Source organism: Varibaculum timonense (assembly GCF_027694345.1).
GTDB classification, from domain to species: Bacteria; Actinomycetota; Actinomycetes; order Actinomycetales; family Actinomycetaceae; genus Varibaculum; species Varibaculum timonense_A.
On the sequence record NZ_JAQEVU010000012.1, the window covers coordinates 12175 to 32595 of the forward strand.

General features: G+C 52.4%; 19 protein-coding genes and 1 riboswitch. Of the genes, 5 read left to right on the forward strand and 14 right to left on the reverse strand.

Annotated elements, in window-relative coordinates:
* Positions 1–41: 41 nt before the first annotated feature.
* Positions 42–2690: a phenylalanine--tRNA ligase subunit beta gene (gene pheT / locus PG728_RS08875; protein ID WP_270627167.1), complete on the reverse strand. Its 2649-nt coding sequence runs from the start codon at positions 2688–2690 to the stop codon at positions 42–44.
* A gap of 2 nt (positions 2691–2692) precedes the next feature.
* Positions 2693–3778, reverse strand: coding sequence for a phenylalanine--tRNA ligase subunit alpha (gene pheS, locus PG728_RS08880; RefSeq protein ID WP_270627169.1), 1086 nt, complete (start codon positions 3776–3778; stop codon positions 2693–2695).
* 194 nt (positions 3779–3972) lie between these two features.
* On the opposite strand from pheS, the gene PG728_RS08885 reads away from it, so the two are divergent.
* From PG728_RS08885 to ppgK, 3 genes are all read left to right on the forward strand, one after another.
* A complete protein-coding gene (locus PG728_RS08885) occupies positions 3973–4797 on the forward strand; it encodes a substrate-binding domain-containing protein (RefSeq protein ID WP_270627171.1) in 825 nt (274 codons plus the stop codon).
* Between the two features lie 219 nt (positions 4798–5016).
* Positions 5017–5928 (forward strand): type I methionyl aminopeptidase, encoded by a 912-nt coding sequence (map, locus tag PG728_RS08890; protein WP_270627172.1) that lies wholly within the window; start codon positions 5017–5019, stop codon positions 5926–5928.
* 3 nt (positions 5929–5931) lie between these two features.
* The gene (gene ppgK / locus PG728_RS08895; RefSeq protein ID WP_072510198.1) at positions 5932–6681 is read left to right on the forward strand and encodes a polyphosphate--glucose phosphotransferase; all 750 of its coding nucleotides are present in this window, start codon (positions 5932–5934) and stop codon (positions 6679–6681) included.
* Positions 6682–6752: 71 nt separating this feature from the next.
* Here ppgK and PG728_RS08900 read toward each other — a convergent pair whose 3' ends face one another.
* Positions 6753–7625, reverse strand: a complete 873-nt coding sequence (locus PG728_RS08900) for a hypothetical protein (RefSeq protein ID WP_270627173.1) — start codon at positions 7623–7625, stop codon at positions 6753–6755.
* Between the two features lie 129 nt (positions 7626–7754).
* On the opposite strand from PG728_RS08900, the gene PG728_RS08905 reads away from it, so the two are divergent.
* Positions 7755–9197 (forward strand): class II fumarate hydratase, encoded by a 1443-nt coding sequence (locus PG728_RS08905; RefSeq protein WP_270627174.1) that lies wholly within the window; start codon positions 7755–7757, stop codon positions 9195–9197.
* 52 nt (positions 9198–9249) lie between these two features.
* Here PG728_RS08905 and PG728_RS08910 read toward each other — a convergent pair whose 3' ends face one another.
* The 4 genes from PG728_RS08910 to glyA all read right to left on the reverse strand — a co-directional run bounded on the left by PG728_RS08910 (position 9250) and on the right by glyA (position 13525).
* Positions 9250–10092: an exodeoxyribonuclease III gene (locus PG728_RS08910; protein ID WP_270627175.1), complete on the reverse strand. Its 843-nt coding sequence runs from the start codon at positions 10090–10092 to the stop codon at positions 9250–9252.
* 26 nt (positions 10093–10118) lie between these two features.
* On the reverse strand, positions 10119–11228 hold the full coding sequence (locus PG728_RS08915; protein WP_270627177.1) for a BMP family ABC transporter substrate-binding protein: 1110 nt from the start codon (positions 11226–11228) through the stop codon (positions 10119–10121).
* Positions 11229–11242: 14 nt separating this feature from the next.
* Entirely contained in the window at positions 11243–12145 is a 903-nt protein-coding gene (locus PG728_RS08920; protein ID WP_270627179.1) for a bifunctional methylenetetrahydrofolate dehydrogenase/methenyltetrahydrofolate cyclohydrolase, read from the reverse strand.
* A gap of 87 nt (positions 12146–12232) precedes the next feature.
* Complete coding sequence (gene glyA, locus PG728_RS08925; RefSeq protein ID WP_270627181.1) at positions 12233–13525, reverse strand: serine hydroxymethyltransferase; 1293 nt, start codon at positions 13523–13525, stop codon at positions 12233–12235.
* A gap of 24 nt (positions 13526–13549) precedes the next feature.
* Positions 13550–13627: riboswitch (ZMP/ZTP riboswitch) on the reverse strand.
* Between the two features lie 152 nt (positions 13628–13779).
* Between glyA and PG728_RS08930 the strand changes: the two genes are divergently transcribed.
* Positions 13780–15219, forward strand: coding sequence for an amino acid permease (locus PG728_RS08930; RefSeq protein WP_270627182.1), 1440 nt, complete (start codon positions 13780–13782; stop codon positions 15217–15219).
* 341 nt (positions 15220–15560) lie between these two features.
* On the opposite strand, the gene PG728_RS08935 is transcribed toward PG728_RS08930, so the two are convergent.
* From PG728_RS08935 to PG728_RS08965, 7 genes are all read right to left on the reverse strand, one after another.
* On the reverse strand, positions 15561–16760 hold the full coding sequence (locus PG728_RS08935) for a glutamate--cysteine ligase (RefSeq protein ID WP_270627184.1): 1200 nt from the start codon (positions 16758–16760) through the stop codon (positions 15561–15563).
* 10 nt (positions 16761–16770) lie between these two features.
* The gene (locus PG728_RS08940) at positions 16771–17526 is read right to left on the reverse strand and encodes a glutamine amidotransferase-related protein (protein WP_270627185.1); all 756 of its coding nucleotides are present in this window, start codon (positions 17524–17526) and stop codon (positions 16771–16773) included.
* 32 nt (positions 17527–17558) lie between these two features.
* Positions 17559–17894 carry a HepT-like ribonuclease domain-containing protein gene (locus tag PG728_RS08945; RefSeq protein WP_270627186.1) on the reverse strand — a complete coding sequence of 112 codons (336 nt, stop codon included), beginning with the start codon at positions 17892–17894 and terminating at the stop codon, positions 17559–17561.
* Positions 17887–18357: a nucleotidyltransferase domain-containing protein gene (locus PG728_RS08950; protein WP_270627187.1), complete on the reverse strand. Its 471-nt coding sequence runs from the start codon at positions 18355–18357 to the stop codon at positions 17887–17889. Before PG728_RS08950 ends, PG728_RS08945 begins: the two co-directional genes overlap by 8 nt.
* Positions 18358–18523: 166 nt before the next feature.
* A complete protein-coding gene (locus PG728_RS08955) occupies positions 18524–19588 on the reverse strand; it encodes a pseudouridine synthase (RefSeq protein ID WP_270627188.1) in 1065 nt (354 codons plus the stop codon).
* An 87-nt stretch (positions 19589–19675) separates the two neighbouring features.
* On the reverse strand, positions 19676–19939 hold the full coding sequence (brnA, locus tag PG728_RS08960; RefSeq protein ID WP_270627189.1) for a type II toxin-antitoxin system BrnA family antitoxin: 264 nt from the start codon (positions 19937–19939) through the stop codon (positions 19676–19678).
* A gap of 301 nt (positions 19940–20240) precedes the next feature.
* Positions 20241–20421: hypothetical protein (locus PG728_RS08965; RefSeq protein WP_270627190.1), on the reverse strand; the 181-nt coding region annotated here is incomplete at its 5' end.

A 20421-nucleotide genomic window follows, 5' to 3' on the forward strand; every position in this document is an offset into this window, starting at 1 on the left:
CGACAGGAACGCTCCGCAATCTCCAGTCCACATACCAACCCTTAGGCACGTAAAGTAGCCGTGAATTTCTTGGCAGTAGCCTTGATAATCCGGTTGCGTACCGCCTGAATCTCGTCGGCACTGAGCGTATCCTCGGCGGAGCGAATCTTCAGCGAGAACGCCAAGGATTTCTTGCCTGCGCCCAGTTGTTCCCCGCTGAAAATATCAAATAAGCGTACCTCCTCCAGCAAGTCGCCAGCCTGTTTTGCAATCACCTGCTGCACGTCCACTGCCGGAATATCACTATCCACCACCAAGGCAATATCTTCTTTTGCAGGCGGGAAAGCAGAAACCGGTTTCACCTGCAAATCTTTCTTCGGCATTGCTTCAGTAAACTTCTCGAAATCAATCTCGAAAGCGCACGCTGTCTCGGGTAGACCAAAGTTACGGCAAACTGCCGGGTGTAGTTGCCCTGCCAAACCAACACAGGCTCCCCGCACCACTATCCGCGCGCACCGTCCCGGATGGAACGGCGCGACTGCTTCGGGAGAGCCTGGCTCACCCATCATATTGTCTTTAGCTAGGCGCTGGCGTCCATCTTTACCCTGCACTCCCATCGGAACTGCCAAAGTCTGCGCCACCGTGCGCACAAATGCGACCGCATCAGCCCAATCATATAGGCGACCAGAACCCAAAGCCCCCGGAAGTTCCGCAAAACCGATCAGCACCCCGGCTATATGTTCCGGCTGGTAGGGAACCCCTTTAACGAGGGCGCGCTGTTGGTCAGGATTCGGTTTCTCTGCTACCCCGAAAGAACCGGTGAGTTCAGTCCCCATTCCGCGGGTCACCAAACCGGTCTCAAATATCGCACACTGCTCATTGCCCCGCGCGATATTACGCCGGGCTACCGCCAGCAAAGTATCTAACAAGGAGGTACGCAGTAAGGGCTGGTCATCGGCGAGCGGGTTAGCTACCCGCACCGCTTTCCTCCGCATATCCTGCTCTCCTAGCAGTTCGCTATCAAAAACGTCCTCGGCAATAAAAGGATAGGACAACACCTGCACCAGTCCCCCCTGTGCCAACGCACGAGCCGCATCCCGGCGAGCCCGCTGCTTAGGGGTGTATCCGCGCCCAGCAATCGGGCGCGGCCTGCGCGAAGGAATCGTGTCATAGCCAGCTAGACGGGCAATTTCTTCAACCAAATGCGCCGGTCCGGTCAAGTCAGGTCGCCAAGACGGCGGCTGCGCAATGACTTTACCGTCCTCGACCCGAACGTCACATCCCACGTCTTTCAGCAGCCCGGTTATGGTTTCTTGGTCGTATTCCACCCCGGTTAGCCGTGCCGGTTCATGCAGCGGCATTACAATCTCAGCAAACGGCTTAGTGTTATTGAGGTCGCTGACCCGCCCACTGTCGCTGCCACCACCGTATTCCACCAGAATATCCACTACCCGCTGGGCAGCTACCGGAGCGATTTCAAAATCAACTCCGCGCTCAAAACGCTTGGAGGCTTCCGTAGGTAGCTTGTGACGGCTCGCGGAACGAGAAATCGAAATAGATTCAAAATGAGCTGCCTCTATCAGCACATTTACGGTACTGTCGGTTACTTCCGTAGAAGCACCCCCCATGATGCCAGCCAAACCCAGCACCCGGGAGCCTTCCGCGCCCTCTGGGGAGTCAGTAATCAACAAATCCTCAGAATCTAGAGGGCGCTCCACGTCATCAAGCGTAGTTAGTTTTTCTTCCGACTTAGCCCGGCGAACCACAATCGGCTCGCATACTTTATCCAGGTCATAGGCGTGTAAAGGCTGCCCCAAATCCAGCATCACATAGTTAGTGGCATCTACCGCCAAAGAAATAGAGCGCATCCCAGCCTGCTCTAGGCGGCGCACCATCCAATCCGGGGTAGCAGCTTGGGTATCAACACCAGTCACAATGCGGGTAACGAAACGATCGCACCCAACTTTGCCATTAACGCCAGCATCATCTGCGATTTTCACCGAGAAACCATCGTCACTGATCGCCGGGACTGCCCCGGAAGGAAGGTTTTCCGCCAACCCCAGGTCGGTGAACTTAGCCCCGGTGGAATGGGCGTATTCGCGCCCTACCCCGCGCATTGCGAAACAGTAGCCACGATCGGGGGTGATGTTTATTTCTAGGGTTTCCTCCCCTAATCCCAGCAGTTCAAGCACCGATTCACCAGGGGCGGGTAGCTCCCCTGCTGCGGCTTTCTCGGGAAGCAACTGGTCGAGGACGATAATGCCGTTATGGTCTTCACCAAGCCCCAGTTCCCGCTGGGAGCAAATCATACCGTCAGAAATATGCCCATAGGTTTTACGCTGCGCAATCTGGAAATCACCCGGTAGAACCGCTCCCGGCAGGGAAACTACTACCAAATCCCCGACCTTAAAATTGTGGGCACCACAAATAATTCCCCGGCTGGGCAACTCGGAAGGTTCTTTTCCGGCCCCCGGAGCATCATTAAACTGACCAACATCTACGCGGCAATAATTAATGACTTTCCCATTGGATTGTTCCTTGGCATCCAGGGTGAGGACGCGCCCAGCTACCAGCGGCCCAGTTACCGAAGCCGGGTGAATGGTTTCTTCTTCTAAACCAACTTTTACCAGGTCGCTAGAGAGTTGTTCCACGGTAGTGCCGGGAATAATCTCGACGTGATCTTTTAGCCAATCAAGCGCTACAAAAGGCATTATTAGTTTCCTCTCCCGGTGGTGCCGAATTGTTTTGAAAATCGCACGTCGCCCTCAACAATGTCGTGCATATCGGTGATGCCGTGACGCAGCATCAGGGTGCGTTCTACCCCCATCCCGAACGCGAACCCGGAATACACATTCGGGTCGATTCCGCAGGCTACAAGCACATTCGGATTAACCATGCCGCAACCGCCCCATTCTATCCAGCCCGGGCCACCTTTCTTTTGTGGGAACCACAAATCCATTTCCGCACTGGGCTCAGTGAAAGGGAAAAATGAGGGACGTAGCCGGGTTTTAGCTTCCATCCCGAACATGGATTGCGCGAAATGATCGAGAGTTCCTTTCAGGTCAGCCATGGTTAAGCCCTTATCAATCGCCAGCCCTTCTACCTGGTGGAATACCGGAGTGTGGGTGGCATCTAGTTCATCGGCGCGGAATACTTTACCGGGGCAAGCGATATATACCGGCACTCCCCTCCCTAACATTACCCGTGCCTGAACTGGGGAAGTGTGGGTACGCAGCACCAGATTTCCCTCGCCCGAAGTTTCAGCCCCCAGGGAACGACCGTCAATATAAAGAGTGTCTTGTTCCCGGCGTGCCGGGTGATCAGGGTCAATGTTTAGAGAATCAAAGTTGAACCATTCGTGTTCAACCTCTGGACCTTCCGCGATTTCCCACCCCATAGACACGAAAAAGTCGGAAATATCTTCCATCAAGGTTTCCAGAGGATGGCGAGCACCAAGAGGGTAACGCGCCACCGGCTGGGTTACGTCCAGAGCTTCCGCTGCCAAGGTTTGGGCTTCCTTTTTCTTTTCGAGGACGCAGCAACGCTCATCATAGGCGGAGTGCAGCTCTTTCTTGGCACCACCCAGGTTCTTTCCAGCCTGGGCTTTATCGGCTTTATCTAGGTTACGAATTGCCCGGTTAGCCAGGATTATCGGGGAATTTTCACCTAGGTGAGCCGTACGCGCCCTTTTCAATTCTTCTAAAGACTGGGCGACTGCAAAATCCTTTTTACCTGCGGTAACTGCCTTGAAAATCCCTTCTTGGTCTAGAGGGGAGATAGGTGGGGTCGCGTCAGACACAGATTCACCTTTCGTCACTGTTTTTCTCGCTTTTATTACACTCTAGTTGCCTAGCAAATCCAGAGGTAATTTAGACCCACGAACCGATACTTCCTCCAAATATTCCCTTGCCTAACAGATTTATAGACCAACATACTGAGCAGGAACGACTGGAATATGTAAAATAGATTAGGGTTCTTAATAAAGGAGGCATTTTGGCGACTCTAGCTGGAAAAACGAAAGTAGCTATCGTTGCGCCCTGCACAGATATCGGCGCCATTAATTCTGCTCTCCTACGCAATATCACCAGTTTGTTAATTAAGGCGGGAATTGGGGTTTTTTGGACAGTTCATCTCGAAGACCATCCCGAAAATCTGCTCTCCACGGTAAAAACTAATGATGTCGCGATTTTGCCTCTCCTACCTTTAGACCAAAAAGTTCTTGCTGAACTGGATAAATCTGGAGCAAAGGTTCTAGATTCAGTAATGCAGGGAACTGACCGGCATAATCCCGCCAGCTTAATGACTTTCGAGCTGGTAAAAATCCAGGTACAGGCATTAGCGGCTCGTAATCGCAAGAATCTAGCGTTCGCTCATTGGCGCGCCAAATATCCTGACGAAGCCGCGACTGTTTATTATTTCTTTGCTCAGATGGCTTGCCAAGCGGCGGGTTTACCTGCCCCAATACAATTGGCGTTGCCGGAAGATCCGGCAAACATTCCCTCCTATATGCTGAGAGCGTTTCAAAAGCACCCCAAGCTAGACGGGTTTTGTGCGGTTGGCGATATGACTGCTATGGCAATCGTGCATGGTCTGCGCGAATGCGGGAAAATGGTTCCTCAAGATGCCTCGGTTGTGGGTGGCTACGATTCGCCCTCGGGCAGGGTTTCTCACCCCGCCATTTCCTCAGTAATGGTTGATACTCACACCCTGGCATACAAGGAAATAATGCATATTGCTCGGCGCGAGGGCGACAATCTGGATTTAGGGGAAGCTCCCAGCGGGCAGATTTTGCAGTACGTTGCTCGCGAATCTGTCTAGGTTTTGCTCGCCCCTGCTATTACATTTCTGCATCTCACCCCGTCCTGGTTTCAATAAACGACTACCGGCAGCTCACGGGTTCCCCTATTCTGCTAACTGCTTCGACAATCCACCACCCCGCGCCCTCTAGCCACTTCCCGCGCCCCACAACCCCGGTCTTATCGACCTTGAAAAACTCCACAAGCAAATAACCACCCCACCTCCGACTAGGATAGAAATATGAACGAGTATCAAGGATTTTCCCCCCAGCAACTAGCCGAACGCGCCCCCCTGGGAACTCAACAACCGGGAAATATCAGCCCCAAATTGAGCGTTCCCAAAGCAATCGAGCGTCCCGAATATCTCTTCCATGACGGGCCCGAAGTGGTGACAGCCTCGGATACGAAATCTCCCGAAACTATCGAAAAAATCCGGGTTGCGGGACAAATCGCCGCTAACGCCCTCGTCGCCGTAGGTAAAGCTATCCGCCCGGGAATAACCACGGATGAGCTAGATAAAATCGGTCACGAATATATTGTTTCTCAAGGTGCTTACCCGTCTTGCCTGAACTATATGGGCTTCCCCAAATCTCTATGCACCTCGGTCAATGAAGTTATTTGCCATGGAATCCCCGATGATAAACCGCTCCAAGCTGGAGATATTGTGAACGTCGATATTACCGCCTACAAGGACGGGGTACACGGGGATACCTGCGCCATGTTTAGCGTGGGTCAGGTGGATAAAGAATCCCAGCTACTGATGGAACGCACCCGTAACGCCATGATGCGCGGGATTAAAGCGGTAAAGCCGGGTCGGGAGCTAAATATCATTGGGCGAGTCATTGAGGCTTACGCGAAACGGTTCAGCTACGGAGTGGTACGGGACTTTACCGGTCACGGGGTGGGCGAGGCTTTCCATTCCGGTCTGATTGTCCCCCACTACGATTGCGCCCCCTCCTACAACACAGTTTTAGAACCAGGAATGGTATTTACCATCGAACCGATGCTCACTTTGGGTACAATCGAATGGGAACAGTGGGACAATGGCTGGACAGTAGTAACTAAGGATCGTTCCCGGACTGCCCAGTTTGAACACACCGTTGTGGTAACTGAATACGGCGCAGAAATACTGACTCTGCCCAGCAAGGAGTAACAAATGGCTATCGCGTTTGGTATCGATATCGGCGGTTCTGGAATCAAAGGAGCCCCGGTTGATTTAGAAACTGGAGAATTTACCGCCGAGCGTTTCCGGATAGAAACCCCTTACCCGGCAACCCCCGAGGCGATTTCCGAAACCGCGTTTGAGGTTTTCAAGCATTTTGATTTGTCCGAGGACGTGCCGGTGGGGGTTTGTTTCCCGGCTCCCCTTCCAGGAGGGGTAGTTCCATTTATCGCTAACCTGGGTCAAGAATGGGTGGGCTGCGATGCGGCGGAAGTGTTTTCTAAAGCTTTCGGACGCACAGTTACAGTTCTAAACGATGCTGATTCTGCCGGGGTTGCCGAGCAAGCATACGGCGTTTTCAAAGATCAGCCTGGGGTTACTATTTTCACTACCTTAGGAACCGGGATTGGATCTGCCCTGTTTATTGATGGGGTGTTAGTTCCTAATACTGAACTCGGTCACGTAGAGATTAATGGTCATGACGCGGAAAGCCGGGCAGCTGCCTCGGTGCGTAAACGTGATGATTTGGGTTGGAAGAAATGGGCGAAACGCCTAACCCGTTACTATCAGGAACTAGAGAAGCTGTTTAGTCCGGATTTGTTTGTAGTAGGCGGGGGCGTTTCTCGTAAGCACGAGAAGTTCTTGCCGCTATTGGATATTAAAACCCCGATTGTTCCGGCGGAACTGCGTAACACCGCCGGGATTGTAGGGGCAGCGGTTAGCGCCAGTAAAGCCACTAAGTAAAACCGTCAAGCCTTAGGGCGCGTTCACTCTTACCCTTCGTTTAGTCATTTGGGTAGGGTGGGCGCGTCCTCTTACTTTGTTTGGGGGCTGCTCTCACTGGGGGTGGGCTGCTCGCTAGGCTGTTCGGTTGTGGTGGGAGGGTTCTCTGATGGGCTTGGTTTTTCAGAAGTAGGTTGCGGGGTGGAGGTAGTTTTCGTGTCTGTTGGCTCGGGGCTGCGGGTTTCAGTTTGCTCAGGCTCGCTGGTAGTTGGCTCTTGTGTCTGGGGCTGGCTGCGGGTATTTTCTGGGGTGGAAGAACTGGTAGTTACGCTTTGCGAGGGCGTGTTTTCCCGCTCGCTGGGCACTATCTGTTTAGAGGAAATGCTGATTGCAACTACCACCACTGCCCCCACTAGCACTGCAACGATAGCGCTAACAATGGCGGCAACTTTTACTAGCCGACGTTTATCGGCACGTTCTTCCTCGTATTCTTGGTCTTCCCGTAGCTGTTGCGGGTCAATCTGCGGATTATAGGAGGGCGGAATACCTTGAGGATAAGATTCAACTTGCGGAGTTGCTCCCGCAAGGTCTGGCGCTGAGGCTGCAAGTGCGCCCCTATTGTCCAGATAGGGCGCGTTTGGGGAGTCTAGATTTTGGTTAGCGGCGGCGTCTGGGGGCGTAGCCGAGAATTGGCCGCTATGGATATTTGTTGAAGGATTAATTGGGGGGATAATTTCGGTAACGCTTTGCCCCGCTAAAGCGCTTACGTCGTCATTTCCAGAGGGCGCACCGGCGGGAGGATTAGGTACTGGTATTTTCCGCTGTTCAGCACTGTTGGGGTAAGGTTGCGCGCTACGGCGGGTAATACGCCGGTTCTCCTGGCGTCCGCGCGGAACATAGGCGTTTGCCATCGCTCCCCCCGGCAGATACTCGGTAGGATTTCCGTCAAAGTCGTCGTTGCTCATAATGCTCCCGCTTTCTGTCGATAGCTACAGTCTAAGCTGTTGTGAGCCTTAGGAAGGCAAATGCCGTATCTTACGTTGATTTTAGTCGGCTTTTGACAGGACTATTCCCGCTAAACCCAGGTAGGCTAGATGTTGAATAATCTTGTTTCACTATCGTCAAAGGAGCTACACGTGAGCGAAGAATATCGCATTGAACATGACACTATGGGAGAAGTCCGGGTTCCCAAGAACGCCCTCTACGCTGCTCAAACACAGCGGGCGGTAGAAAATTTCCCTATCTCGGGTCGCACTCTTTCCAGTCATCATATTGCTGCTCTCGGACAGATTAAGCGGGCAGCGGCAATCGCTAATGCTGAACTGGGGGTAATCGATTCCGAAACCCGTGATGCAATCGTTAAGGGCGCCGAAGAGGTTATCGCTGGTAAACATGATGACCAGTTCCCGATTGATATTTTCCAAACCGGGTCGGGCACCTCCTCAAATATGAACACCAACGAAGTGGTCGCTACTTTAGCCACCGGTTTTAAGGGCAGCAAAGTTCACCCCAATGACCATGTGAATGCTTCCCAGTCCTCTAATGACGTATTCCCCTCCTCGATTCATATCGCCGCTTATGAGGCTGTAGAGCACGCCCTACTGCCGAAACTAGATCAGCTGGCCACCAGCCTAGAAAAGAAAGCTGAAGAGTTCGATAACATCGTCAAGGCGGGGCGCACCCACTTGATGGATGCCACCCCGATTATGTTGGGGCAAGAATTTTCCGGTTACGCCGCGCAGGTACGTAAAGGCATTGACCGGGTAAAGGACGCAGAAAAGAACCTGGCAGAGCTACCTTTAGGCGGCACGGCCGTCGGTACCGGGATTAACACCCCCGAGGGTTTCTCTGAACGGGTAATTGCCCTGATCGCAGAGAATATGGATCTACCGTTCCGTCAGGCAGATAACCATTTCGAAGCCCAGGCCGCGCAAGATTCCCTGGTAGAAATGTCCGGAGCCTTGCGGGTAGTAGCAGTTTCCTTTGTGAAGATCGCCAACGATTTGCGTTGGGCATCTTCTGGGCCGCGCTGCGGCCTCGGTGAAATCACTCTGCCAGATTTGCAGCCCGGTTCTTCGATTATGCCTGGCAAGATCAACCCAGTTTTGCCAGAGGCCACGGTGCAGGTAGCTGCCCAGGTTATCGGTAACGATCAGACGATTGCTTTCGCGGGCGCGCAAGGCAACTTCGACCTGTTAGTGATGCTGCCGGTAATGGCAGTTGACCTGCTAGAGTCGATTAACTGTCTGGGAGCGGTTGCCGGTCTGCTAGCGGAGCGTTGCGTGGATGGAATCGTGGCTAACCCGGAACGCTGCCTAGAATTGGCAGAATCTTCGGCTTCGATTGTGACTCCACTGAACCGCTACATCGGCTATGAAAATGCCGCTAAAATCGCGAAGCACGCAGTGAAAGAGAAGATGACGGTCAAGGAATCAGCTCTGGATCTAGGATTTGTTGAGCGCGGGGAAATCAGTGAGGAAGACTTGGATAAAGCCCTCAATGTTGCTGATATGACTCACCCGAAAGCCAGCAAGTAATTAACTACTAACTAGGTCGCGCTTGCCAATGAAACCACTGGCAAGCGCGATTTTATATTTCGTAACTAACCACCACGGGGGCATGGTCGGAAAACCGCTGGTCGTAGGCCACGGCGCGATCCACTTGCTGACTGCTCGCCGCCTCTGCCAGTCGTGGGGTGGCCAGCTGATAGTCGATACGCCACCCGGCATCGTTATCAAAGGCTTTACCCCGCCACGACCACCAGGAATACGGGCCTTGCACCTGACCGGCGAGGGCACGCACCACATCAACCCACCCCTGCTCGCGCCAGCGATTTAAGAACGCGATTTCCTCGTCTAAGACTCCGGAGCGTTTATTGTGGTTAGGTTTCCAGTTTTTTATATCGAGCTCGGTATGCACCACATTAAAATCCCCCGCCACCAGCACTAAAGAGCCATTATTATCCGAGGACGAGGCAGAGCACAACTGTTTTAAGCGTTCCTCAATCCGCTCTAAGTGCGCCATTTTATGCTCTTGTTTTTCGGTTCCCACTTCCCCGGAATGAAAATACGCAGAGATTACCCGCAAGCGCTCGTCCTCGCCACCCCCGGTTTCATCCCTAGCCAAAACCGCTTCTAACCAGCGCCCGCTATCTTGTGGCACTGCAACCGGTACGGTATCGACTTGAGATGATTCCAGATGCCAGCCGCAAGACTTCTTGATTGCAACCGCCACTCCCGCTCGTCCTTTGAGCTGCGAAGCATTCACCACTACCTGCCAGTTATCCCCAAACAGCTCCTGAGTTATTTCTTCACTAGCCCGCACTTCTTGTGCCAGTACCACATCTGGCTCAGACTGCTCTAACCAACTATCCATTCCTTTACGGAACGCGGCCCGTATCCCATTAACATTAACCGTGGCAATCTTGAGCATATTTCCCCTTTATCTTTACTTTTACCTCACCCTTGGTGAGCCGCAAGTTTCGCGATATCTATTTTCCCGCTGTCAATTTGACTGCGAATCCCGGCCAGCTCAGCGCTTAAACTATCGGAAATCAGTGGAGCGTAATCGCCAAAACCAGCCAGTTTAACCCCAGAGTTCTTTAGCGTACCCACATAATCTTTACTGGCAATCCAGCCCGCTTTCGCCTGATCAAATAATTCTTTAGCACACCCGCTCGCATCAATAACCGTGGAGGTAAACACGCTAGATTTCACTTGAGCAGAGTTCGCAGCCACGTCTTGCCCATTCCAAATCGCCAGTGCATCTTTGCCGGCTAATCCCTCCAAGGAAGCGGATTCCCCAATCGGAGCAATCACCAAAATAACATCTATTTTCTGCTCTGCCAGTTTAAGCAGCTGTTCATGAAGTTTTGCGCTCTCAACTTGCAGCGGTCCGCCTACGTTATTATCCCAAGCCGAAAGTTTTACTCCCGAACCTTTGAACTGGTTATAGTATTCAGCTCCCAGGCGGAAAGCATTAGCCCAAGTCTTAGTAGCGTTTTCGCTGACAGAATTATCTATTCCCTGCTTGGTATCTGCACTATTCACGCTGCTAACCGCGCCGATTTCTCCACTCTTAGTGACCGCAGCAGCCGCATATCCAGCTAGAAATGCCGGTTGGCGCAAATCAAAATCAATACCCCTAACATTGGCAAGTTTCTGCTGCCCTTCGGCTGCCATTACTGCAAAGTTAATATCGGGATGATTCTTCGCAACTTTTTGCACTTCCCCACTCAAATTCGGCTCTAGGGAGAGCACATTAGCGCAACTGTTTTCCTTAAGTTTCCCCGCAATCTGCTCAGCTTTATCGACACTGATATTTACAGATTTAACTGCCCCTTTATTTTCGGGTTTTGCCAGCAAATCCCCAATCGCTTTCGACAAAGCCGCTGCCCTAGTATCTTGTGAATTCTTTTTTTCTAGTAGACAAAAAACTTTGCTCACCTGGGTACTCGCCCTGTCTTTCGGGGTGGTATTGGTAGGGGCGGAGGACGCACAGGCCGCAAGCAGCAACGGCAAGGTAATCGCCGTCACCGCTAGCCGTATTGAAAACCCTTTCAAACGCATAGGTAAAACCGATATTAGGATGCTTGACGAATCGCGGTTTCCACCACATTGAGCAGCAGATTAGCCCTAGTCATCGGACCGATTCCTCCCGGGTTGGGGGAAAGCCAGCCCGCAACCTCATCAACGCCCTCTGCCACGTCGCCCTCCAGACGAGCCTTCCCGGTTTCCGGATTGACGGCGCCCCTAGATACCCCGACATCTAGGACTGCTGCGCCTTCTTTAACCATCTCGGGTTTAATGATTCCCGCCGATCCCGCGCAGGCAACAATCACATCCGCTGCGCGCGTATGGGCAGCTAAATCCCGAGTACCGGTATGACAACAGGTGACGGTGGCGTTAATATCTTTGCGGGTCAGCATGAGCGGCAGGGAACGTCCTACTGTGGTTCCCCTCCCTACTACACATACCTGCGCGCCCTGTAGTGGTACTTGGTAGTGCTGCAACAAATCTATACAGGCTCTGGGAGTGCAAGGCAGCGGGGAGGTTACCGGTTCTTTAATGCGCAGCACCAGCCGCCCCAGGTTCATCGGGTGCAAGCCGTCAGCGTCCTTATCAGGGTCAATAGCTTCCAAAACCCGATTAACATCGACCTGGCGAGGCAGCGGAAGCTGCACAATATACCCGGTACAAGCCGGATTCTCGTTCAGCTTTTCAATCTCGGCTAAAACCTGGGCAGTCGAAACCGTATCTGGCAGTTCCACTCGAATCGACTCGATACCTACCTCGGCACAGTCACGGTGTTTACCTGCCACATAAGATACCGAACCCGGGTCACTGCCTATTAGTATCGTACCTAAGCCAGGTTTAATACCTTGAGCGCGCAGCCTGTCTACCTGCTGACACATTTCTTCTTTCAGTTGCCGCGCCCGCGCCGCCCCATCCAGTAAAATCGCGTCCCCGCTCCAACCTTTACGCATCTATACCCTCCCCGTTAAGAGTGCGGGTAGACCGCTAGCCTACCCGCACCCAAACTTGGTTGCTATCAATCTGGCTATCTGTCAGCTTTACGCCAGCTGATTTAAATCCACATATAGTGGGAACCGCTCGATTAATGCTTGCACCCGCTCCCGGTAACTGCCAGTATCGACTTGCCCCTGGCAAGCCTCCACCAGCACTCCGGCGATAATCTCCGCTACCTCGGTGAACTCTTTCTTCCCGAAACCGCGAGTAGCAAGCGCCGGGGTGCCAATCCGCAGCCCGGATCCTACCCGGGGAGGACGCGGATCGAAAGGCACCGTATTACGGTTAATGGTAATTCCGGCTTCATGCAGCAAATCTTCGCCCTGTTGCCCATCTAGCTGGGAGTTACGCAGATCCACCATCACCAGGTGCACATCGGTTCCTCCAGTTAGTAAGGAAATCCCGCAATCCGCCACATCCGACTTGGTAAGACGGTCAGCCAAAATCTTTGCGCCCTCTAAAGTGCGTTTTTGTCGATCTTTGAAATCGTCACTGCCGGCGATCTTCATGGCGACTGCTTTCGCCGCTACTACATGCATCAACGGGCCGCCCTGCTGGCCGGGGAACACTGCCGAGTTGATTTTCTTACCGAGTTCCTTGTCACGCGACAAAATCATTCCGGAACGCGGCCCGCCCAAAGTCTTATGCACGGTGGTGGAAACCACATCGGAATACGGCACCGGGTTCGGGTGTAAACCGGCAGCTACCAGCCCCGCAAAGTGCGCCATATCTGTCCACAGGTAGGCTCCGACCTCGTCCGCGATCTCCCGGAAGGCTTTGAAGTCTTCCTGGCGGGGGTATGCCGACCAGCCCGCGATAATAACTTTGGGACGATACTTTAAGGCCGCATCGCGCACCTGATCCATATCCACCCAGTTGCTCTCTTTATCTACCTGGTAGGCGGTGGCGTTATAGAGTTGGCCTGAGAAATTGATTTTCATACCGTGGGTAAGGTGACCGCCGTGATCTAGCGCCAGCCCCATAATGGTGTCCCCTGGCTTAGCCAGTGCCGATAGTACTGCTGCATTGGCTTGCGCACCCGAATGGGGCTGCACATTAGCGAACTCGGCAGAAAATACTTCCTTGGCGCGATCGCGTGCTAGTTCCTCGGCCACATCAACTGCTTCGCAGCCCCCGTAGTAACGCCGCCCCGGGTAGCCTTCCGCATATTTATTGGTGAGGACAGATCCTTGCGCCTGTAACACGGCGCGGGGCACAAAGTTTTCCGAAGCGATCATTTCCAAAGTGCCACGTTGGCGTGCTAGTTCACGGTCAAGAACTGCCGCAATCTCTGGATCTACTTCGCTAATCGATTGAATGAGTAGGTTATCTCCCATTTGACTATTCCTTATATGTAGTGCCAGATCAGCCCAGGCGAGCGACTGATAGACAACTTGCTCCCCGGTGGTACCCCACCTACGCCAGTCACGGTTACTCTATTAGTCTACCGTGCTCTAAAGAGGTTTTACCTAAAAGTTTTACCGGTTTGTGATTCCATATTCTGACTGCCCAACTAGCCCGCCCGTTTACCTCCCATATACTCCCTAGAGATTCCATCTGGTAATCAAGATAATTATTTAGGAGAAAACTAATGAGCGAAACTCAAAAACCGATTAGCGGCACCCCGCATCGTGATAAATCCGATGAGGGCTACCGCAAAGGGTTAAAGTCTCGCCACATGCGCATGATTGCGCTGGGCGGGGCCATCGGGTCCGGCCTGTTTTATGGCGCATCTGGACGTATCGTTGACGGGGGACCGTCAGTTGCTATTGTTTACGCAATTTGCGGTGGGATTGCTTATTTAATGCTTCGCGCCCTCGGAGAACTTAGCCTTTACCGTCCCTCTTCCGGAGGATTTATTTCTCACGCTCGCGAGTTTATGGGCGAGCGTGGCGCCTATTTCACCGGATGGTTTGCCTTTATTACTTATTCTTCTGCTTTAATGGCGGATATCACTGCAATCGCTAACTATATGCATTATTGGAAACCCTTCCAGATTGTCCCCTTGTGGGCGTGGGCTTTTATCGCCTTAGCATTAATGGTGATTGTCAATCTGGCCAGCGTGAAATTCTTCGGCGAATTCGAGTTTTGGTTCGCGATGATTAAAGTCGTGGCGATTGTGGTCTTTATGATTTTGGCGGTAGTGGCGATTGTTTTCGGGATTTCCTTAACGGTGAAGGGACACAGCTACACTCCCGGTTTACACGCCATCACCGAGCATGGAGGATTATTCCCCAAGGGCGCCTTCACTATGGTGACCCTGTCTTTAGGGATTTTATTCGCCTACGGTGGCTCTGAATATTTGGGGGCTGCCGCCGGTGAGGCCGAGGATCCCCAAAAAGAAATGCCGCGGGCAGTTAACTCGATGATGTGGCGGATTCTGTTGTTCTACGTAGGCTGTATCGTCCTGTTTACTTTGCTGTTGCCCTATAACGTATATAAACGTGACGAGTCGCCGTTTGTGACTTTCTTTAGCGGCTTGGGTATTCCCGCTGCTGGTCACATCATGAATCTGGTGGTATTGCTGGCTGCCGCTAGCGCTATTAACGCAGAACTTTACACTTGTGGTCGCGGTCTGCGTTCCCTGGCGGTATCCGGGTCTGCCCCTCGTTTCTTGTCTGGTATGAACCGGAACGCGGTTCCCTATGCGGCCATTATCGCTGCTGGCACTATCGGCTTAGTAGGGGTGATGGTGAATTTGTTCTACCCCAATGAAGCCTTTGACGTGATTGCCAATATGGCCGGGATTGGGATTTGTGCCATGTGGGGCTCGGTGATGATTTCAAATATCTTGTTTGTACGTCACTGCCGGAAGACTGGTCTAGAACGCCCCAAGTTCCATGTTCCTCTAGCGCCCTACTCTAACTACCTGGTATTAGCGGTTTTGGGGGCAATGATTGTGCTTATGTGGTTTGAGGGCGGGCTGGGGCCGGCAGCGATTATCGCGTTCGCCTCGGTGACCGTAGTGTTAATGCTCGCGTGGCTGGTGGTGCGCAACTACGTAGACCATGACATGTTTACTGCTAGTTAAGCAGTAGCGCTTACGCGTTAATAGCTCAGAGAGATTTCAGAACCGGGCGTGGGGGAAAGTTTTATCCGAGCAGGCGCGGTGGGCATAAGAAATCGGGGAGAGACCTAGTCTCTCCCCGATTTCTTGGGCGGGAGGAAAAACTTTCCCCCGCGCTCACAGATGCCAAACAGCTATAATCCTTCCCCGTGTTAATAACGTGTTAGCAGCGCAACACACCGCTGGCAACGGGCGTGGGAAAAGCACTCCGGGGCCCCGTGAGCCTCAGCAAGTTCGGCTCAAGCCCCTCTCGTATCTTTTCCCCCGCCCTCCTTAATTGTTACCGCTAGGAGAACTTGGCATTCTTAACGGGCACGGACTTTCCACCCTTTGACACCGCTCTTATGCAGGGATTTATCTACGAAACATTCCGGATTTAAGGGTTCGCCGGCCTCCATTTCGGCTATTAAGAAAGCTACTACCGCCTCGTAAGAATTGGTGCGTTCAAAAATGGTGCGTTGCCGCTGATAGCCGACACCGAGTTTCACCATTTCCCGGATTGACCAGAGCTCCTCTGCACAGCCTAAATCTTCGGCAGCAGGTGAGAGCTGCTCTAACCAAGTCGGCAAAGAATCGGTCAAGAGCCGTTCTTCTCCCCGCTCGTCCTCAATCAAAATCGCATCCATCCCGTAGCGGGCAGCGCGCCACCGGTTCTCCCGCACGAACCAATCCGGTAAAACTGGTAACTCTTTACCGGCATCAAGCTGGCGGGAAGCCGTCTCTACCAGGGATTGGGTAAGAGCAGCCACCGCCGCGACCTCTTTAATAGTGGAAGAGGCGTCGGCTACTCGCGCTTCAATGGTGCCAAACTTGGGGGAAGGTCGAATATCCCATCTGACCTCATCGAAAGAGCGGATAACCCCAGTTTTTAGCATCCCATCGGTATAGTTTTCCAGCTCTCGCCAATCTAAGAATTGGTAGGGACGACCCGCCGTAGGGAGCTGCTGGAACACCATTGCGCGGTTATCGCAGTATCCAGTGTCAAGACCTGCCCAATAGGGAGAGGACGCAAATAACGCCTGAATATGACCAAGTTTACTGGTCAAATAGTTTTGGATGGGGAGAACTTTATCGCGATTCTCTATCCCCACATGCACGTGGGTACCAAATAGCAGCATTTGTCGCCCCCAATATTGGGTGCGGTTTACCAGCTCTTCATAACGTTTAGAATCGGTAACCTGCTGATAACTGGGATTAGCGAAAGGGTGGGAACCGGCAGATGCTAGCTCTACCCGCAACGCCGAAGTAACCGGTCGCACCAGGTTAATCCCCTCTATCAAATCTATTACGCAGTCACGAACCCTGTGGCGAGGACGCGAAATGATTTCTACGGTATTTAGCAGCATTTCTCGGTGTACTAACCCGTTATCCGGGTGAAGCCGCTCCACTTCCTCCAAAATCGTGCTAGCGCATTGGCGAAGGTCAAAAGAGTCTTTATCGATTAGCTGTAGTTCCCATTCGACTCCGAGGGTGGAACGTTCGGATTTTGCAAAAGTTATCCCCATAGTTAGCCTCCTAACGCTGATAATGCTCAGTAAAAGCGGATAAAAGCTGGTGGGAGCTGGTTACATCTTGAGTCATGCAGCGCGATATCACTTCCTGTTTTTCACTGGCTTCATAATAGGTGTCCCCGTATTGGTCGATGCGGATTTTCATTCCCGCAGTAGTTATTTCGGGGTGAAATTGGGTGCCGTAAATGTTTTTTCCAAAACGCACTATTTGGCATTTGCAATGTTCGCCACTCGCTAGCAAAGTTGCGCCCGATGGCACTCCGGCCAGTGAATCCGCGTGTCCGGTATAGGCGCGAATAATTGGGGGAAGTTTCCCAGTCACCGAATCTTGCATTCCTTCCTCGGTTAAGGTTACTTCCACGGCTTGCAGATCCTCGGCGGTTAAACCGGTGAGCGCAGTGCCGCTGGCTAAAGCCAGCATTTGCAAGCCATAACATAACCCTAAGGTGGGAAAATCGTTATCTAACAGGTAGCGCACCAACGTGCTTAGCCGGGCATGAAGATGAAGATGCTCGGGTTTAGCAAGGTCGCGCTGGATTTCAGCCCCAAAAGGCGACCCTGAGATTATCAGCCCTGAATAGTTGTTTTTAATATCCAGGTCGTGAACAGGGTCAAGATCCGGCTCGGCAAGTAAAAGATGGGTGCGCAAACTGTCACCGACTGTCAATCCGGTTACCTGCGCTATGGTTTCCTTTTCGTCGCGGGCAATATCACCATCGGGACGGCATTGAATAAATAGGAATGGCAGCCTTTCTCGCATGACTCATAGCTTACGGGTTAGCGCGCCATCCGTCATGCCAGCCCCTTCAGGTTACGAAGCAGTTCCGGAATATCATCGCGCACGGTCTCATAGACAACCGAGAGATCAACATTGCCGTATTCATGCACGATACGGTTACGAAGACCTTTCATAGCGCGCCACGGGATAGATGGATGATGCTGCTTAAAAACTGTGGAAAGTTTGTTCGAGTTTTCAGAGACCTGGATTAACCGAAATAGGGTCGAGTCCACAAGTAACTCGTTATCCTCAAACTCTATTTGCGAGTAACCTCCCGTGTGCGCGATAACGAACTCCAGGTCGAGAATAATCTTGTTTAGGTAGTACTGGTTTGTTTTGGGATTATCCATAGATTTTAATGCCGTCCCTCAGTATTTCGTTCAGCAACTCAGGGTTATCTTTCAGCTGCTCAAGTTTTAACAGATCCACTTTCTTATTGAGCGCTTCCCGCAAGGATTCTGCCAAATCATAAAACCTAATGCCGGAAATATCTGTGGATATCAACAAATCCACATCACTTTGCGGTTTAGCTTTCCGCTTGGCATAGGACCCAAAGAGATAGCAGTACTCTACATCATAGGAGGCGAATACTTTTCGACAAATTTCCTCAATTTTTGCGATGGTGAGAATCCCGTGTCCTTCATCAATGTATCCATATCGCTCCAGTTTCTCCATCATGTACTGGTATTTTAAAGATTTTCTCTTCTTTTCTTCGTTCTCGTAATTTTGGTAGGTGCGAATCGGAATATCTAAGTAGGAGGCACATTCGACCTGAGTTAGTTTCTTCTGTTTACGGAGTTCCTTCAGGGTCACCCTCATCCCCTCCCTCTTGGATTATCGCGTCAAAATTAGTAACACGCAACTATTTTACGCAATTCTTGCGTGTTTTATCAATAGTTAATACGCAATTTTTGCGTATTTTTCTTGCGTGTTTACCGTGAGGCTCGGTTTATACCTATCTATCTCAGCAATTCGGAAGTCAGCTTAAGGCACCTTTTGCCCAGGTGGGGGCGGGGGCAGTGACGGTTACGGTGGTAGCAGGATTTCCTGGGTCGGGAAACTGCAGTTCTTGGGCGTGCAAGCACAGCTGGGGCTCAATATTTTCTGGGGCAGAAGCGGGCAAAACTTCCGGATAAAGGGGGTCACCTACGAGGGGATACCCGAAATGAGCCAAGGTGGCGCGCAGCTGATGAGTAAACCCGGTTTCTGGCTCTAACTGCCACAACAGTTCTTCTTCTGGCGCGTGTCCCGGGTTGCCCGGGTTTGCGTTTCCCTCTCCCCCCAGTTTTTCTGTCTTTTCGGGGAGGGGGAATTTTCCGAGGACGAGGGCGCGGGTTCGGCTTTGGCAGCTCGCTACTTTTGAACCTATCGGGGGCGCTCCTATCGACACCGCCAGCGAGCCAGTTTCCTTATACATAGAAAGCTGGAAATCAAAACTCTCCCCCACCTGGGGAACCACTCCTTCTCCCCGGCCGCCGCCACGGCTACGCGCCAGGTAGGTTTTCTTTACTTGCCGGTGGTCAAATAGCTGCTGGTAACGCGCCCGATACTTCGAATCTAGGGTTAGCAATAAACATCCGGTAGTGAGGCGATCTAGGCGGTGCGCGGCGGTTATTTCGTCGTTTCCGAATTGGCGGCGAGCGGCCACCACCACTGACCGGGTAACCCAGGAGCCGCGGGGAATAGTTGCCAGGCTGGCGGGTTTATTTACTACGATTGCCCCCTCGCCCTCCCAAAGCACCTGCAGCTTCGGTAAGGCAGCGCCCTCATCGGGGGCTACTCGATGCAAATAGTAGCGTTGCCCTACCAAAAGTTTACTGTCTGGGGTCAGGGCAATGCCTAAGGGCGACACCACATCCCCGGAGGCAAAAGCTTTCGCCACAAAATCGGCAATCTCCGCGGTGGACAGCGATAGTTTGCGTTCCAGCTGGGTTTGCAACTGCCGTTCTAAAGTTTCCTGACCGGCAGAAACAAACCCCACCGGGTCGATTCCGCCCCGCGCCGGTGGGCGCGTCCCCGCCCTCCGCTTGCTACGTCTTCCCACCGTACCCGCCTATTCGCTATCTTGTCCGCAGCCGCTACTGCCTTTTCCACCCTATCGCGTAACCATTAGTAAATCCCCAGGCAGAGATTAATTTACTACTTGGTTCGTTAGCCTTTCTGCCAGATAAGTGTTTATTACTGCATTCCTAGAAACAGCCAGATTTGCTGCTTGCTTATCCAGCTCCTGAATCATCCACTCCGACATGGTGAGAGTTACCCGTTTCTGCTCAACCGATCGCAACGGAGCATTTACCTGTGGGTTCTCTAGGTCAAAATACTCGAGGACGTCCTCACCGTCGTCGAATTTTTTATCGATCTGCTCGGCGGTCAAGGCATCAAATGCTTTGCTCATAAACCTCTATCTCCTCCTGCCGGGCGCGCCGCACCGAAATTATCCTCACGTGCCAATCGCCTTTGCACACGAAACGCCAACAACCAAACCCCACCTGAAATACCTTACGGCAAACGTAAAACCGCTACGCGGCTTTACATACCGCTGCGTCAAAAATGCCCACAAACGCAAGCGCTTGGGGCACACACCCAACAACCAAACCCCACCCCTAAAACCTTGCGGTATTTGTAAAACCGCTACGCGGCTTTACATACCGCTGCGTCAAAAATGCCCTCAAGCGCAAGCGCTTGGGGCGACGCACTCAACACCAAAACCCCACCTGAAATACCTTGCGGTATTTGTAAAACCGCTCCGCGGCTTTACATACCGCTGCGTCAAAAATGCCCACAAGCGCAAGCGCTTGGGGCATTTTTTCCTTGCGGTAGCGGTGGTGTGTGGTTTCAGGAGATGTGTCCGTTTTTCTTGGGGTTGGGGTTTTAAGA